14 protein-coding genes and 2 pseudogenes are annotated in these 15428 nt (G+C 74.1%); 11 read left to right on the top strand and 5 right to left on the bottom strand.

Annotated elements, in window-relative coordinates; translation table 11 throughout:
• Positions 1-392: 392 nt before the first annotated feature.
• The 3 genes from glnII to MOV08_RS29325 all read left to right on the top strand — a co-directional run bounded on the left by glnII (position 393) and on the right by MOV08_RS29325 (position 3290).
• Positions 393-1415, top strand: coding sequence for a glutamine synthetase (gene glnII, locus MOV08_RS29335; RefSeq protein ID WP_039637179.1), 1023 nt, complete (start codon positions 393-395; stop codon positions 1413-1415).
• Between the two features lie 240 nt (positions 1416-1655).
• Positions 1656-2399 carry a rhomboid-like protein gene (locus MOV08_RS29330; RefSeq protein ID WP_275309508.1) on the top strand — a complete coding sequence of 248 codons (744 nt, stop codon included), beginning with the start codon at positions 1656-1658 and terminating at the stop codon, positions 2397-2399.
• A 246-nt stretch (positions 2400-2645) separates the two neighbouring features.
• Positions 2646-3290 carry a winged helix-turn-helix domain-containing protein gene (locus MOV08_RS29325; protein ID WP_275309507.1) on the top strand — a complete coding sequence of 215 codons (645 nt, stop codon included), beginning with the start codon at positions 2646-2648 and terminating at the stop codon, positions 3288-3290.
• Here MOV08_RS29325 and MOV08_RS29320 read toward each other — a convergent pair.
• The gene (locus MOV08_RS29320; protein ID WP_275309506.1) at positions 3266-4171 is read right to left on the bottom strand and encodes a lysophospholipid acyltransferase family protein; all 906 of its coding nucleotides are present in this window, start codon (positions 4169-4171) and stop codon (positions 3266-3268) included. The two genes, MOV08_RS29325 and MOV08_RS29320, sit on opposite strands and share 25 nt — an antisense overlap.
• Positions 4168-4935: a GNAT family N-acetyltransferase gene (locus tag MOV08_RS29315; protein WP_275309505.1), complete on the bottom strand. Its 768-nt coding sequence runs from the start codon at positions 4933-4935 to the stop codon at positions 4168-4170. Before MOV08_RS29315 ends, MOV08_RS29320 begins: the two co-directional genes overlap by 4 nt.
• Positions 4936-5379: 444 nt before the next feature.
• Between MOV08_RS29315 and MOV08_RS29310 the strand changes: the two genes are divergently transcribed.
• From MOV08_RS29310 to MOV08_RS29285, 6 genes are all read left to right on the top strand, one after another.
• Positions 5380-5625, top strand: a complete 246-nt coding sequence (locus MOV08_RS29310; protein WP_039637173.1) for a DUF397 domain-containing protein — start codon at positions 5380-5382, stop codon at positions 5623-5625.
• Between the two features lie 103 nt (positions 5626-5728).
• Positions 5729-7726 (top strand): RNA polymerase sigma factor, encoded by a 1998-nt coding sequence (locus MOV08_RS29305; protein WP_275309504.1) that lies wholly within the window; start codon positions 5729-5731, stop codon positions 7724-7726.
• 136 nt (positions 7727-7862) lie between these two features.
• Positions 7863-8816, top strand: a complete 954-nt coding sequence (locus MOV08_RS29300) for a metal-dependent hydrolase (RefSeq protein WP_275309503.1) — start codon at positions 7863-7865, stop codon at positions 8814-8816.
• Position 8817: 1 nt separating this feature from the next.
• Positions 8818-10062 (top strand): PDR/VanB family oxidoreductase, encoded by a 1245-nt coding sequence (locus tag MOV08_RS29295; RefSeq protein WP_275309502.1) that lies wholly within the window; start codon positions 8818-8820, stop codon positions 10060-10062.
• A 98-nt stretch (positions 10063-10160) separates the two neighbouring features.
• A complete protein-coding gene (locus MOV08_RS29290; protein ID WP_275309501.1) occupies positions 10161-10862 on the top strand; it encodes a TetR/AcrR family transcriptional regulator in 702 nt (233 codons plus the stop codon).
• A gap of 49 nt (positions 10863-10911) precedes the next feature.
• Positions 10912-11424: a GNAT family N-acetyltransferase gene (locus MOV08_RS29285; RefSeq protein WP_275309500.1), complete on the top strand. Its 513-nt coding sequence runs from the start codon at positions 10912-10914 to the stop codon at positions 11422-11424.
• Between the two features lie 190 nt (positions 11425-11614).
• On the opposite strand, the pseudogene MOV08_RS29280 reads toward MOV08_RS29285, so the two are convergent.
• Positions 11615-12091, bottom strand: a pseudogene (locus MOV08_RS29280) (pullulanase-type alpha-1,6-glucosidase); the annotation flags it as partial.
• 64 nt (positions 12092-12155) lie between these two features.
• The gene (locus MOV08_RS29275; RefSeq protein WP_275309499.1) at positions 12156-13379 is read right to left on the bottom strand and encodes an RNA-guided endonuclease InsQ/TnpB family protein; all 1224 of its coding nucleotides are present in this window, start codon (positions 13377-13379) and stop codon (positions 12156-12158) included.
• A 25-nt stretch (positions 13380-13404) separates the two neighbouring features.
• Between MOV08_RS29275 and tnpA the strand changes: the two are divergent.
• A pseudogene (gene tnpA, locus MOV08_RS29270) lies at positions 13405-13829 on the top strand (IS200/IS605 family transposase).
• A gap of 214 nt (positions 13830-14043) precedes the next feature.
• Positions 14044-14916 (top strand): SAM-dependent methyltransferase, encoded by an 873-nt coding sequence (locus MOV08_RS29265; RefSeq protein WP_275309497.1) that lies wholly within the window; start codon positions 14044-14046, stop codon positions 14914-14916.
• Positions 14917-14928: 12 nt separating this feature from the next.
• On the opposite strand, the gene MOV08_RS29260 is transcribed toward MOV08_RS29265, so the two are convergent.
• Positions 14929-15381 carry an ATP-binding protein gene (locus tag MOV08_RS29260; RefSeq protein ID WP_275309496.1) on the bottom strand — a complete coding sequence of 151 codons (453 nt, stop codon included), beginning with the start codon at positions 15379-15381 and terminating at the stop codon, positions 14929-14931.
• Between the last annotated feature and the right edge of the window lie 47 nt (positions 15382-15428).

Here is a 15428-nt window from a genome sequence, read left to right as displayed (position 1 = left end):
CACGCGGGGTGGCGGTCGGTTGTGACGTTAGGCGGGGTCGGTCATGCCTTCCACGACCAAATGCGCCATGTGGATATGCACTTGGGGTTATGAGGGGTGGCGGAAAACCGATACGGCCGCGGGGGGGGTGGCGCGGCCACCACGGGCGACGACGCCGCCGAACTGTCCGGCCGGATACGGCACTTGAGGTTCTGGGGTGGCTGCGGGAGCATGACCGAGCACCGCGGGCATGGAATGCCAGGCGTTTTGTGGCGAATAGCCGCAGAATCAGAGGATGTCCGACTGGGTAACCTGCGGTTCACATGCGGGCAACGGACGGGAAACGGCCTGTTGCGAGAGTGCTCCGGTACGCCCCGCACGCGTACCCGCACCGACCCGCATAAGAGGACCCCGTGACCATCAAGGCCGAGTACATCTGGATCGACGGCACCCAGCCGACCGCCAAGCTCCGCTCCAAGACCAAGATCCTGACGGACAGCGGTTCGCTGCCGCGGTGGGGCTTCGACGGGTCCAGCACCAACCAGGCCGAAGGCCACTCCTCCGACCTCGTGCTCGACCCGGTCTTCAGCTGCCCGGACCCGATCCGCGGCGGCGACCACCTGCTGGTGCTGTGCGAGGTGCTCAACACCGACCTGACCCCGCACTCCTCCAACACCCGGGCCCTGCTGCGCCCGGTGGCCGAGCAGTTCGCCGGCCAGGAGCCGATCTTCGGCATCGAGCAGGAGTACACCTTCCTCAAGGGCGACCGCCCGCTGGGCTTCCCCGAGGGCGGCGGCTACCCGGCTCCGCAGGGCGACTACTACTGCGGTGTGGGCGCCGACGCGATCTTCGGCCGGGAGATCGTCGAGCAGCACCTCGACCGCTGCCTGGCGGCCGGCCTCGGGCTGTCCGGCATCAACGCCGAGGTGATGCCGGGCCAGTGGGAGTTCCAGGTGGGCGCGCTGGCCCCGCTGGAGGTCTCCGACCACCTGTGGGTGGCACGCTGGCTGCTGCACCGCACGGCCGAGGAGTACGGCGTCACCGCCTCCCTGGACGCCAAGCCGGCCAAGGGCGACTGGAACGGCGCGGGCGCGCACACCAACTTCTCCACCCGCGCGATGCGCGAGGGCTACGACCCGATCATCACCGCCTGCGAGGCGCTGGGCGAGGGCGACAAGCCGCTGGAGCACGTCCGCCAGTACGGCACCGGCATCGAGGAGCGGCTGACCGGCGCCCACGAGACCGCGCCCTGGGACGCGTACTCCTACGGCGCCTCGGACCGCGGTGCCTCGGTGCGCATCCCGTGGCAGGTCGAGGTCGAGAAGAAGGGCTACATCGAGGACCGGCGGCCGAACGCCAACGTGGACCCCTACGTGGTGACCCGGCTGATCGTGGACACCTGCTGCACGGAGTTGGAGCGGCGCGCCCAGGCGTGACCGACCGCCCGCCGGAGCGGGGGGTGGAGCGGGGCCGGACCGGCGGGTCCGGCCCCTTCCGTATGTCCGGGCGGCACCCCGGCGGGCGGGCGCGGGCCGGGCGCCCGGGACCGGTCGTCGGTGACGGATGGCACGCTGGACCCGTGCGTGCGCTCCCCGACGGGGCGGGGGGGGCGGCAGGACCGGGAGCGGAGGGGGCGCGGGGTGCGGAGCGGAACGTGGAGCGGGGGACTGCCGTGGATGGCGCCGTTGTACGTGGGGGCGCTGCAGTGCGGGGCGTATGCCACCGCCCGGCTGCCGGTGCCACGGCGTGCGGAGCTGCTGCGGGCGCACTCCACCAACGTCGCCAATCTGCGCGCCGGCCGGTGGGGCACGCTGGCCACCAGCGCGGCCTTCGTGGAGGAGCCGCTGCCGGCGGCGTACGGGGTGGCGCTGCTGGCGGCGCTCGGGACGGCCGAGGCGCGGTGGGGCGCCGGGCGCGCGGCGGCGGTGTTCGCGGCCGGGCACGTCGGCGCGAGCCTGCTGGTCTACGCCGGCCTGCGCGGGCGCCGGTGGGCACGGCGGGCAGCCGCGCGGCCGGCGCCGGAGGCGGCCGGCGGGGCCGGCACCGCGCACGCCGTGGACGTCGGGGCGAGCTACGGCTTCTACGCCACCCTCGGCGCGCTGGCCGCCTCGGTGCCGCACCGTGGGGCGCGGGCGGCGGCGACCGGCGGGCTGCTGGCGCTGGGCGCGGTGCCGGTGGTCCGCCGCGGCCGGACGTTCACCGACGTCGGGCATCTGACGGCGCTGGCGCTCGGGGTGGCCATGGGAGCCGCGGGGATCCCCGTGCGGGGGCGAATTCCGGCCACCGGGCGGGACGTCACCGGACCGGTCCCGTCCGCAACTCCGGTGCGCGGGAGGGCAGTCGGGGCACGCCCGGCACCTGCGCGGCGGCCGGCGGGGCGGGGTTCCGGCGGGATCGCGTCACCACGGGCCGGGGTGTGAAAGACAGATCAGTGACCGTCTGGTTCAATAGCCCCATGGCCAGCCTTACAGACATCGCGACGGGTCGCAGCGACCTTGAGCCGTTCTGGCCGTCCCGGCAGGCGCACGCCTTCGACCGTCTGTGTTGCCGCGCGCACTGAGCGCGGGCCCGCACCTCCCTCTCCGACACCGCTGACCGGTGTCCCCAGCCCTGCCCGCGCGCATGACGTCCCCCGACGATCCCCTGCGCGAAAGAGCTGACGTTCGATGACCAATCTCCGTACCGTGCCTGCCGGTTCCGCCACGGCCACCGTTCCCCCGCCGCCCCACCCCCGCCATCGGCTGCGCGCCGTGGCGCCCGACGAGGCCCTGCCCTCCCCGGCCTCTGCCGGGAGATACCCCCAGCCCGGCACCGCCCCCGGCACGGTCGCCGCGCGCCACAGTGCGCAGCACGTCGCCGAGCTGCTGGCCTCGGGGGCGACCTGGCTCCCGGCGCCGCAGCACAGCCTGCCCGCCCTGCCCGGTCAGCCGCCGATGGTCGGCTATCTCGTGCTGGTCCCGGCCGAGCAGGCCCCCGTCGCGCCGCAGCCGCCCGCCGGGCCCGCCCCGGCGGCCCGGACCGGCGACGAGATCGTCCGGATCGACCCCGAGCAGCGGACCGCCCACGTCCGCGAACGGCAACTGGACCTGACCTACCTCGAATTCGAGCTGCTGGCCCATCTGGTCGCGCATCCGCACCGGGTGCACACCCGCGACCAGTTGGTGACCACGGTCTGGGGCTACGGGCACGTCGGCGACGGCCGCACCGTCGATGTACACGTCGCCCGGCTGCGCCGGAAGTTGGGCGCCGAGCACCGCGGGTCGATCGTGACCGTCCGGCGGGTCGGCTACAAGTACGTGCCGAGCGCCTGACCGGGCCGGCCGGCCGGGTGACCGGCCCGGTCTGCCGGCCGGACGCCGCCGGCACCCCCGCCCCCGGCTGTCCGGCCGCCGCCGAGCACCACCCGCTCGACGGCGCCGGCCAGCGCCCGGCGGTCCAGGCCCCGGCCCGCCGTGGGCAGCGCCGGGTGCACGGTGACCCGTACGGTCAGCCCGCGGGCGGTGATCACCCGGCGCAGCGAGGCGGCGAAGGTGTCGTCCCCGCAGAAGGCGGCCACCGTGGTGGGACACCCCTGTTGGGCGTAGTCGACGGTCACCGGGCGCACCGGGGCGCCGGCGTCCAGGGCGGCCTGGAAGGTGGCCCGGCGGAAGGCGCCCTGGTCGGCGGTGCACCAGGTGGTGGCCTGGGGGAAGACTGCCACCGAGCGGCCGGCGGCCAGCAGCGCCGACAACTCCCGCACGGTCTGCGGGAGTCGGCGGGGGCTGGTGCGGTCGATGAAGTGGGTGCCGGCGCGGCGGGCCAGGCCGCCGACCAGCGGCCAGTGGCCGACCTCGCGCTTGGCGAGCAGGGTCGCGGGTTCGACCGCGAGCAGCGCGACGATGTCGAGCCACGAGATGTGGTTGAGGGCGATCAGGGTGCCCGGGGCGCCGGCCGCACCGGGCACGGTCAGCGGGTCCGCCCCGGTCGCCGCGCCGCGGACCTCCAGTCCGACCGAGAGCGCCGCCAGCTGCGCCCGCGCGTACGCCCGGAGCCGAACGGGGTCCGCCAGCCGTGGACCGGCCGTCAGGGCGCGGCCCACCGCGCCGGCGAACGCGGTGGCGCGGCGGGCGGTGCCGGGGAGCGGGAGGGGCTCGGTGGTGTGCGCGGCGCAGCGCGGGGTGCACACCGCGCGGACGTCCCAGGGGCCGTTCACCGCTCCCCCAGGAAGAAGCGGCGGTAGCGGTCGCCGAGCTGCTCGATGTCCAGGACGGTGAAGAAGTCGGCGACCCCGAAGTCCGGGTCGTGGGCGGGGGCGCCGCAGATCCACGCGCCGATCCGGAGGTAGCCGCGCAGCAGCGGGGGCAGTTGGGCGAGGGCGGGGCGTTCGGGCAGCGGGGCGGTGGGCTCCCAGGGGCGGTGCGGGGTGACCAGGTACGCCGGCGGCGCGGCGTGCCGGGTGCGGGCCAGCGCCCAGGCGTGGGCGGCGGCGGTGCCCCCGTCGGCGAGCGGTACGGAGGCGCAGCCGGCGAGGTAGCGGTGGCCGGAGAGCAGGGTGTAGCGGGCCAGGGCGGCCCACATCTGGTTGATGACGGCACCGTTGCGGTGGTCGGGGTGGACGCAGGAGCGGCCGGCCTCGATGAGGGCGGGGCGCACCGGGTCCAGAGCGGTGAGGTCGAACTCGCCGTCGGAGTAGAGGCGTTGGCTGCGCCCCGGGGGCAGCAGCCGGTAGGTGCCGACGACGGCGCCGGTGGGGGTGTGGGTGACGACGAGGTGGTCGGCGAGGGCGTCGACCGCGTCGATGTCGTGGCCGGGGAGCGGGCTGTCGAGGGCGGCGCCCAGCTCGTCGCCGAAGACCTGGTGGCGCAGGCGCTGGGCGGCCCGGACCAGGTCGGGGGTGTCGGCGATCAGGGCGGTGTACTCGGGGGCGGGGGTGTCCGGGGCGGCCGAGCCGTGGGTCGTGGTGGGTGCCGTGCTCATCAGAGCCTCCGTAGGTGGTGCTGGGGACACCCCCGGTGGGGTGCGCGCCCCAATGACCTGGTGTTCTCCTACGCGGCAGACTGTTCCCGCGCCCGCCGGCCGCCCGCGTGAAGCGCAGGGAGCGTACGGGTAAGGGTCCGCAGAACACTGGTCGCCGCGGTGTGCGGGGCGACGCCGCGGGTGAAGGGGAAAATGCCTCGTCACGCGCCGGTTCCCGCGTCGTCGCCCTCATCGATGGCATCCCGCGAACGGGCACCACCGACGCGGCGTTTTTCGGCCAATCACCGGGAGGGGCGGGTGGGGAGCCCGCCCCGGCGGTGCCCGTCGCGCGCCGCCAACTCCCGTGCCGGGCACCGCGGCAGGCCCGGGTACCGCCGCTGGAAAGCTCCTCCGGGCGCCGCGTACGCTGACCGGCACAGCTCACGCGAGTAAGGGGAGCAGCACATGGGCACCGCAGCCGACAAGGAATGGCTCTACAGCCTCGACATCTCCGCCGCCGTCTGGCAGCGCCCGCCCGGCGACCCCGACGCGGAGGCGGTGGAGATCGCCTTCCTGGAGCGCGGCGCGGTGGCGATGCGCAACTCCACCGAACCGGACGTGGTCCTGCGCTACACCGAGGCGGAGTGGCGGGCGTTCGTCCTGGGCGCCCGGGACGGGGAGTTCGACCTGGACCGGCACCACCCGGCCTGAGGTCCGCCGGCGCCCGCCGGTCCCCCTCGCGCGGGGCGCGGTCACCCGTCCGAGGGGGGCCGGCGGTCGGTGACCATCACAGGATTCACTCGTTCCACGGAATGTGGAGCAGCAGCATGCGGTGACCCCGCGCCCGGACCGCGCCTCCGTCGGGCATGCCGACGAGGACGAGCCCATCGACGTCGAGCAGGCCGAGGCGGCCCTGGTCGAGCACTACCCCCGGCTGGCCCGGCTGGCCTATCTGGTGCTGCCGCCGGCCCCCACCCGCGGGCGGCGGGTGCTGGCCGCGCACGCCGTGGTGCAGCGGGCGCTGCCCCGGCGGCCCGGTCCGGGGCTCGCGCTGCCCGCGCAGCGCGGCGGGGACCCTGCCGTCGATCCCGGTTACGCGCTGATGCGGCTGCGGGTGCTGCGGGCTGCGCTGACCGCCGGGCGGCGGTGGTGGCGGCCGCCGGCGCCGCTCCCCCAGGTCTGGGGCCTGCGGCTGTTCCCGCGCTCCGGCGGCGCCGACGAACTCGCCCTGGACCAGGCCCTGTCGGCGCTCTCCGGCCCGGCCCGGGCGGCGTTCGTGCTGCGCGACCTGGAGCGGCTGACGGTCCAGGAGACCCGGCGGGTGCTGGAGGCGGCGGGGGTCGCCGACGCCCGGGAGGCGCTGGCCGAGGCGGACGGGGCCGTCCTGCCGGCCGGGAGCCGGGACCGGGCGCTGCTGGAGTCGGTGGAGTTCGACGCGTGCTCCTTGCAGGCCCGGCCGACGGACCTGATCCGGCGCCGCCAGAACGGCCGGGCGGCACTGGCGGCCGGGGTGGCGGTGCTGGTGTGCGGGGCGCTGCTGGGCCTGCCGGGCGAGGGCTGGGGGCCGTACGGCGCCGCGGCCCCGCCGTACGCCCGCAATGCCGCCGCCGAGGCGGCCCTGGATCCGGCCCGGCTGACGGTTTCCTCGGCGACGGCCTGGAAGTCCGCGGCCCGGCCGGACTTCTCGGCCTGGCCGGCCCGCGGCGACCGGACCGCCGACAAGGCGCTGCTCCGACGGGCGTTGGCGGTGTGGGCGCGGCCCGGCGCCCGGGTGCCGATCACCTCGACGCCCGGCACGCCCACCGGCCCCGCGGCCGGCCCGCCGCAGCTGCTCTTCGCGGGCGTGGTGGACCACGCGGTGGTGGTGCTCTTCCACGACGGGCTGCGGGTGGTGCGGTACGCCGAGGGCGTCGACGGCCGGCAGCGGGGCGACGGCGCCGGGGCGGGCCTGGACTTCGCCCGGGCGGACGGCGCGGCGGCGGACTCGTCCGGCGCCCTGGTGGTGGGCCGCACGCAGGGCAACGTCCGCTACCTGACGGCCCCTTGGGTGACGTCGGTGCACCTGGTGGACCTGCTGAAGCCGGACGCGGCGGGCCAGCCGGTCGCGGTCGGCGCCGACGGGCTGACCGCCCCGGTCCCGGCGCCGCGCGCCGACGGGACGTGCTCGGCCTGGCCCGCGCTCCGGGTCGGCGGGCAGTTGGACGGGCGGCCCGACGGGGTGCCGGGCGGGCGGAACGCCGGTGAGCTGCTGACCGACCTCGGGGAGCTGTCCCCCGCCCGGCTCACCTACGGCCCGCCGGACGCGCCGGGTGCGGTGTCCGGGCCGGAGGGCCGCGTCGCGTGGGCGCGGACCGCCTGCCAGCTGCCCGGGGTCCGTTCGCAGGGCGTGCGGACGGTGAACACCTGGCGGTTCGCGCAGCAGCCGCTCCCCGGGGGCGCGGGCGTCGCGGCCTGGCTGTGCACCCGGGCGGAGACCTGGCGCGGGGCCGGCAGCCGGGCGATGGCCCAGTTCCAGGCGCCGGCGCCGAACGGGCAGCCCTACTCGGCGGGTTCGGTGACCGCCCGCGCCGACGGCGGTACGGCCTGTGGCCCGCGGATGCCGCGGGTGCTGTCGGGCGTGCTGTGGAGGAGCACCGGCGGTCGGTGGTGGCTGTTGGCGGCGGGCAGCGAACAGATCACCTCGATCACGGCGAGCGGCGGGGTGCGGGGCCGGACGTCCGGCCGGCTGCTGGCGGTCCCCGCGTCGGCGGGTGCCCGGGCCGATCTGACGGGCGGGCTGGCGGGCGGCGGGACGGTGCGCGCGCTGCGGTGAGCGGTGGGCGGGGCCGCTCGCCCCGTGGGGTCCGGTGTGCCGGCGGGGCCGCTCGCCGGCCTCGGCGGGCGCGCTTTCCCGTCTTTTCGGCGTCCAGGGGGTATCGACATTCCTTACCCGTCAGTACATTGACGCCATGTCTAATACGGCCTCGTTGCGGCCCCGGTCGGTCGCGTCCGAGCACACCCCGCTGAAGGCCCGGAACGTGGCCTTCGACTGGGCGGACACCCCCTTGCACTGGATACCCGGCGATCCGTCCAGCACCCACACGATCAATGTGCTGCACCTGCTGCTGCCGGCCGGCGAGCGCTGGTTCGTCCACGTCTACAAGCAGGTGCTGCCGTACATCCGCGACCCCGAACTGCGCGCGGACGTCATCGGCTTCATCGGCCAGGAGGCCATGCACTCCCAGGCGCACGACGACGTCCTGCCGCACCTCAAGGAGCAGGGCCTGGACCCCACCCCGTACACCGCGCAGGTCGACTGGCTCTTCGAGAAGCTGCTCGGCGACCGGACCCTGCCGCCGGGGCGGGCCCGTGTCTGGTGGCTGAAGGAGCGGGTGGCGATGATCGCCGCGATCGAGCACTACACGGCCTTCCTGGGCGACTGGGTGCTCAACGCCCGCGCCCTGGACGACAGGGGCGCCGATCCGACCATGCTCGACCTGCTGCGCTGGCACGGCGCCGAGGAGGTCGAGCACCGGTCGGTGGCGTTCGACCTCTTCCTGCACCTGGACGGCGACTACCGGCGACGGGTGCGCACCTGGGCGACCGCCTTCACCGCGCTGGTGTTCCTGTGGCAGCGCGGCACCCGCTTCTTCATGGCGAACGACCCCACGCTGAGCAACGGCAAGGCCGCCCTGAAGGACTTCGTACGGGGCGGGCGGCAGGGCATGCTGCCGACCACCGGGGCGATAGCCCGCTCCATCCCCCAGTACCTGAGCCGCGCCTACCACCCCTCGCAGCACGGCAGCACCGAGCAGGCCCTGGCCTACCTCGACCGCTCGCCCGCCGCGACCCGCGGTGCAAGCACCGGCTCCACTGGAGCGGCTGCCGCCGCACAGTCCGATGCCGCCCCCGGAGGAGCCTGAAGTGTCCGCGCCTGTCCGTGTTTCCCCGTCCGTCGGCCGCCTCGACCCGTCCCGCAAGGGCCTGCCGCGCCTCGGTACCGTGCTGGTGGTCGCCGGCACCGCCCTGGTGGTCCGGCGGGCCCTGCGGCGGCGGATCCGACGGTCGCCGCTGTGGCCGCTGCCCGCGCTGGAGCAGCCGGTCTCCGGGAGGGGCCGGGAGGCGGCCCGGGCGACGTCCTGGAGCGCGCGCCGGGAGGCCGAGCCGTCCCCGGAGCAGGGGCGACCGTCCCCGCTGCGCCTGCGGGTGGCCGAACGGACCGAGGCCGCCGAGGGGGTGGTGACCCTCCGCCTGGAGGGCGACCGGCTCCCCGCCTGGGAACCGGGCGCGCACCTCGATCTCGTCCTGCCCTCGGGCGCCGTGCGGCAGTACTCGCTGTGCGGCGAACCGGCCGACGCCGTACGGGCGGACGGCGGGTCGTACACCGTCGCGGTCCGGCTGATCGAGGACGGCCGGGGCGGGTCGCGGGAGGTGCACGAGGCGCTCCGGGCCGGCACGACGGTGGAGGTGCACGGGCCCCGCAACCGCTTCCCCCTGGAGGACCACCACGCCTACCTCTTCATAGCGGGCGGCATCGGCATCACCCCGATCCTCCCGATGGTGCGGCAGGCCGAGGCGGAGGGGGTGCCCTGGCGGCTGCTGTACGCGGGGCGGTCGCGGGCGTCGATGCCGTTCCTGGCGGAGGTCGAGAAGCTGGCCGGGGGCGCCGCCGCGTCCGGTGGCGGACGGTCGACGGTGGTCGCGGAGGACGAGGAGGGCCGGCCCGACCTGGCCGCGGCGCTCGCCGACGCGCCCCCGCACACCGCCGTGTACTGCTGCGGCCCCGAGCCCCTGATGGACGCCGTGGCCACCCTGCTTCCCCACGGGCCGGCGGGCCTCACGCTGCACACGGAGCGCTTCGCCCCGGCGGCGTCCGAGGCGGGGGCCGGGCCCGGCGAGGACGTGGCGTTCGAGGTGGAGTTGCGGCGGACCGGCCGCAGCGTGACGGTCCCGGCCGGCACCAGTGTGCTGCGCGCGCTCCGCGAGGAGGCCCTGCCGGACCTGCCGTACTCCTGTGAGCAGGGCTTCTGCGGCACCTGCCAGCAGCGCGTGCTGGCCGGCGAGGTGGCGCACCGCGACGAACTCCTGACGGACGCGGAACGCGCGGACTCGCTGCTGATCTGCGTCTCCCGGGCGAAGCCGGGGTCGGGGCTGGTCCTGGACCTGTGAATCCGGCCGCGGGCGGGCGGACACCGGCCGCCCGCCCGCCGGAGGAGGGGGCGTTCGGGCGGTGGTGCCGGTGTGCGGCCGGTCGTTAGGGTGAGCCCATGACGACCGGGGCACGCCGCAGGATGGGGGTCGAGGAGCGACGGGAGCAGTTGATCGCCGTTGCGCTCGGCCTCTTCAGCCACCGCTCCCCCGAGGACGTCTCGATCGACGAGATCGCCGAGGCGGCCGGCATATCGCGGCCGCTGGTCTACCACTACTTCCCGGGCAAGCAGCAGCTCTACGAGGCGGCGCTGCGGCGCGCCGCGGACGAGCTCACGGCCCGGTTCGTGGAACCGCGCGAAGGCCCGCTGGGCGCCCGGCTGTTGCGCGTCATGGAGCGGTACTTCGCCTTCGTGGAGGAGCACGGGCCCGGCTTCTCGGCGCTGATGCGCGGCGGGCCGGCGATCGGCTCGACCCGGACGAGCGCGCTGATCGACGGCGTGCGGCAGGCCGCCTACACGCAGATCCTCAGCCATCTCGACGTGGACGCCCACGACCCCTCGCCACGGCTGGAGTTGGTGGTCCGCTCCTGGATCTCGCTCGCCGAGACCACGGCGCTGCTGTGGCTGGACGGCCGCCGGGTGCCGCGCGCGGAGCTGGAGCGGCAGTTGGTGCACGACTTCGCCGCGCTGGCGGCGGTCAGCGCCGCGTACGACCAGGAGATGGCGCAGGTGGTGCGCCGGATGCTGGCGGACGAGCCCGCCGACGGGATGTTCGCTGATCTGGTGGGGCGGTTGCTGGAGCTCCCGCAGCCCGTGTGACGCCGGGCCGCCGACCGGGCCGGGCCCGGGCTGCGGCACAATCCCGGGCATGGACGAGATCACGTACCGGCTGGCCGAGGCGGGGGACGACCCGGCCGTTCTGGTCGGCCTCTATGACGCGGCGGCCCGTTGGATGGTGGAGCACGGCATAGACCAGTGGAAGCCCGGCGGCAAGGACGAGGAGCACTTCCGGCGGCGGATCGCGCAGGGCGAGGTCTGGCTGGCGGAGGCCGCCGGCCGGGTCGTCGGCGGCTTCGAGCTGTGGTGGGAGGACGAGCCGGCCTGGGGGTCGCAGCCGCCGGTGGCGGGGTATGTGCACCGGCTGATGGTGGACCGCGCGTGCGCACCGGCGGGGACCGGGCGGGCGATGCTGGACCGGGCCGAGCGGCGGATCGCGGAGTCGGGGCGGACCTGGGCACGGCTGGACTGCATGACGAGCAATCCGCGGCTGCGGCCGTACTACGAGGGCGCGGGCTATGCGGTCGTGGGAGAGCAGTCGTCCAAGGACGGGGGCGGGGGGAGCCGGTACGGGGTGACGCTGCTGGAGAAGCGGGTGGGCTAGGGCCTGTCTTCAAACTCCCGCCTGCCTCGCGGCGTCTGGCACGCACGCTCTCTGCGTTGTCGGGCTCATCCCGGTACGCCCGGTACCGGGATGACCCTCCGCCTTGAGATCGCACGCACCAGACGCCGCGAGGCCCGCCCTCCGGGCGAACGACGGGGATTTGACGACGGGGATTTGACGACAGGCCCTAGCCCCAGTTGTAGCCGTCCCGGTCGGCCGTCCTCGCCACGCACTCCTGTTGGCGCTCGGAGTCTGCGGGCAGGGCGGACAGGTCGCAGTCGGGGCGTTGCTGGTCGGCGCGGCGTTCGGGGACGGAAGAGAAGTCGAAGGCCGGCAGCAGGTGGACGTGGGAGGTGCCGGCCGTGGCGAGGGCCGCCAGGTGCCGCATGCCTGCAGAGTCGGTGTCGGCGAAGGCGAGGTACTGGCCGGGGTGGTGGGAGGTGGGGTCCTCGATGGAGAAGTCTCGGATGTGCAGTTCCTGGATACGGGCCCGACGCAGCGGTACCGGCGCGGGTTTACGCAGCGTCGTCCAGCCCTTGGGGGCGAGCTTGAGGTCGGCGAGGTCGATGACGAGGTTGCGGGCGGAGTCGGCGGTCAGGACGGTAGCGTACGGGTCGGTGACCGCGTTGGTGACAGTCCGGCCGGCGCCCGGGGCCCAGACGGTGACCAGTTGACTTGCTCCTCGGGCTGAAGCCTGAGGATTCTGGCCTTCCCTCCCAAAGCCTGTGCCGCTAGGCGGCACTGGCTTTGGGAGGGAATCCGTGGCTTCCTGCTTCGTTGCGCTGTGCCAGAACGGATTCTGGTCTTATCGGCGCTCCACAGGCCGATTCCGCCAGTCCGGCGGCCTTTTTCACGTTGCGTGCGGAGTTGATGTCCCGGTCGAGGAGGGCCCCGCAGGCGGGGCAGGTCCATTCCCGGATGTGAAGGGGTTTGGGCCCCTCCACGTGGTCGCAGTGCGAGCAGGTCTGGCTGGTCGGCACGAACCGGCCGATCTTGATCAGCGTGCGTCCGTACCGGTCGGCCTTGTAGACGAGCATGGCCACGAACTGTGACCAGCCCGCATCGTGCACACTCTTGGCCAGCGGGGTGCGCGCCAGTGCGTTCACCGCCAGGTCTTCCACGCCGATGGCTTGGTTCTCGCGGATCAGCTTCGTGGAGAGCTGGTGGTGAAATTCACGGCGCGCGTCGGCGACTTGGGCATGCGCACGGGCGACCTTCAGGCGGGCCTTCTCCCGGTTCTTAGATCCCTTCTGTTTGCGGGACAGCTCCCGCTGGGCCTTCTTCAGCTTCTTCTCCGCGCGGCGCAGGAACCGCGGAGAGTCGATCTTCGTGCCGTCGTCGAGGATCGCGAAGTGCGTCAGCCCGAGGTCGATGCCGACACTCTGGTCACTGTCGGGCGTCCGGGCGGCGTCGGCAGCCGGGTCGGTGTCGATGACGAAGGATGCGAAGTACCTCCCGGCCGCGTCCTTGATCACGGTGACGGAGGTGGGGGTGGTGGGCAGGATGCGCGACCACTTCACCTTGACCGGCCCGATCTTCGGCAGACTGAGTCGTCCGCTGTCGGTGACCGACCAGCGGGCGTTGGCAGTGAACCGGATCGACTGCCGGGCATCCTTACGGGACTTGAACCTCGGCGCCCCCAGTTTGGGCCCCTTGCGCTCGCCCTTGAGGGAGGCGAAGAAGTTCTTGTAGGCCGTCTCGGCATCGCGCAGGGACTGCTGGAGCACGACCGCGGAGACCTCGCCCAGCCATGAGCGGGCCTCGGTCTGCTTGGCCTGGGTGATCAGGCGCGTGGACAACTCCCCGGCTTTCGGGAACGGACCTCCCACCGCTCTGGCGTCCTCGCGGGCGCGCACGGCGTCGTTGAACACGACGCGGGCGCACCCGAATGCCCTTGCCAACGCGCCGCGTTGGGCGTGATTCGGGTACAGGCGAAAGCTGTACCGAAGCTGCATGAGAGCCACCGTACGCACTTGGGTTGTGGGAGAGATGCAGGAGATCAGAACCGGTCGCCACTGTGCTTCGTGATGCATGCGCACGTGGTCTTCGTGACAAAGTTCCGGCACAACGTGTTCACGGACGATCACCTGGTGGGGATGGAGGAGATCACGCGGTCGGTCTGCGCGGACTTCGAGTGCGAGCCGGTGGAGTTCAACGGCAAGACCAACCATGTCCACCTGTTGGTGAACTTCCCACCCAAGGTCGCCGTCACCAAGCTCGTCAACTCTCTCAAGGGCGTCTCCTCACGCCGCCTGCGTCTGGCGTACCTCCCGGCCGGAGGGGGCCGCCTGGGCCCGGGGCTGCGGCGGGAGGGCGAGCGCGGTGGCGCCGGCCAGCAGGGCGAGGACGGCGGCGATCCGGCGGCGGGCGCGGTGCGCGGTGGAGGGCATGGCCCCTGGTTCTAGTCGCGGAGAACGCTTGCTGCAAGACCTTTCGCAAGAGATTGCAACGGTGTTACGTTCCCAGGCGAGCCGGTCCGGCCGACCGGAGGCCCACCACGCGGTGGGTCCTACGCGCCCGGCCGCCCGGACCGGCCGCCAGACGACGCCCGTTGGCGCATAGTCACCCATCGGGCAGGCAGGGCGAATTGCCCGGGCCGCGGCAGGGAATCCCCTCGTCATGATCAATGCCTCCGAGAACACCCACGGCAGCACCCCGCACCAGCACCACGACGCCGCGACCCGCGGCTATTACGACACCGGCGACGTCGACGCCTTCTACGACGCCGTGTGGGGCGGCGAGGACATCCACATCGGCATCTACGCCAAGGACGACGAGCCGATCGCGGACGCCTCGCACCGCACCGTCGAGCGCGCCGCCGACAAGGCCGCGGACCTGCTCGGCCCGCACGCCACCGTGCTCGACCTCGGCTCCGGATACGGCGGTTCGTCCCGCGCGCTGGCCGCCCGCTTCGGCTGCCACGTCGTCGCCCTCGACCTCAGCGAGGAGCACAACCGGCGCCACCGTGCGGCCAACGCCCGACGCGGGCTGGACGGCCTGATCGAGGTCACCACCGGCTCCCTCAACGACCTGCCCTACGAGGACGAGCGGTTCGACGTCGCCTGGTCCCTGGAGGTGCTGTGCCATGTGGCGGACCGGGAGGGCGCCCTGCGCGAGGCCGTACGCGTACTGAAACCGGGCGGCGCCCTGGTCTTCTCGGACATCATGGCGGCCGAGGAGGCCCCCGCCGAGGCGGTACGGCCCGCGTTCTCCCGCCTGGGCGTGGAGACCCCGGCGACACCGACCTTCTATCTGGAGCGGCTCTGCGAACTCGGCCTCGACGCCCTCGACTTCGAGGACCGCACCCCGGACATCGCCACCCACTACGCGCGCCTGGACGAGGAGGTCCACCGACGCGCGGCCGAGCTGCGGAACGTCATCAGCCCGGCCTACGTGGACGAGCTGCTGGCCAATCTCCCCCTGTGGGCGGACATCGCCGGTCGCGGCCTGCTGCGCTGGGGCGTCTTCCACGCACGCCGTCCAGCCGCCTGAGACGGCGGCGCCTCACCTCTCCGGCAGTTCGAGAGCAGCCCGGACGATCTTGCCGACTGGGGGCCGGTCGAGGACGGTCCAGCTGGTCGCGAGCGCGGCGACGACGATCAGCCCACGGCCGGTCTCGGAGTCGGGCGACGGCGGAACGAGCGCACCCGGGGCCGGTGGGCGCCGCTCCGTCCGGGTGTCGGCGACGTCGATCACCAGGGTGCCCGACCGCCCCGGGCCCGGCAGCTTCACCAGCCGCAGCTCGAAGTCCCGCCCAGGCACCCGCCCGTGGGTGGCCGCGTTCGCGGCGAGTTCGCCGACGATGGCGGCGGCGCTGTCCGAGACCTCGCCGCCGTACGGAAAGCCCCACACGTCGAGTTGCTGAACGGCGAGATAGCGCGCGAGGCGAGCACCCCGCCGGGTGGCACTGAAGCGCTGCGTGAACATGTGTGCGGGGGCTGCTACTTGGACTGACATGGGGGCAACGGTGCTGGTCAGCAGCCTCGTACGCCAGGAACTCAGGT

The sequence above is a fragment of the Streptomyces yunnanensis genome (genome assembly GCF_029011865.1).
Classification (GTDB): domain Bacteria; phylum Actinomycetota; class Actinomycetes; order Streptomycetales; family Streptomycetaceae; genus Streptomyces; species Streptomyces yunnanensis.
Note: the sequence above shows the minus strand (reverse complement) of the source record. Positions and strands in the feature narration are given on the sequence as shown.

Coding starts and splice junctions, on each gene's coding strand:
- MOV08_RS29330 (WP_275309508.1), top strand. CDS start 1,656: ATGGCGCCGTTGTACGTGGGGGCGCTGCAGTGCGGGGCGTATGCCACC.
- MOV08_RS29325 (WP_275309507.1), top strand. CDS start 2,646: ATGACCAATCTCCGTACCGTGCCTGCCGGTTCCGCCACGGCCACCGTT.
- MOV08_RS29315 (WP_275309505.1), bottom strand. CDS start 4,935: ATGAGCACGGCACCCACCACGACCCACGGCTCGGCCGCCCCGGACACC.
- MOV08_RS29310 (WP_039637173.1), top strand. CDS start 5,380: ATGGGCACCGCAGCCGACAAGGAATGGCTCTACAGCCTCGACATCTCC.
- MOV08_RS29300 (WP_275309503.1), top strand. CDS start 7,863: ATGTCTAATACGGCCTCGTTGCGGCCCCGGTCGGTCGCGTCCGAGCAC.
- MOV08_RS29290 (WP_275309501.1), top strand. CDS start 10,161: ATGACGACCGGGGCACGCCGCAGGATGGGGGTCGAGGAGCGACGGGAG.
- MOV08_RS29285 (WP_275309500.1), top strand. CDS start 10,912: ATGGACGAGATCACGTACCGGCTGGCCGAGGCGGGGGACGACCCGGCC.
- MOV08_RS29275 (WP_275309499.1), bottom strand. CDS start 13,379: ATGCAGCTTCGGTACAGCTTTCGCCTGTACCCGAATCACGCCCAACGC.
- MOV08_RS29265 (WP_275309497.1), top strand. CDS start 14,044: ATGATCAATGCCTCCGAGAACACCCACGGCAGCACCCCGCACCAGCAC.
- MOV08_RS29260 (WP_275309496.1), bottom strand. CDS start 15,381: ATGTCAGTCCAAGTAGCAGCCCCCGCACACATGTTCACGCAGCGCTTC.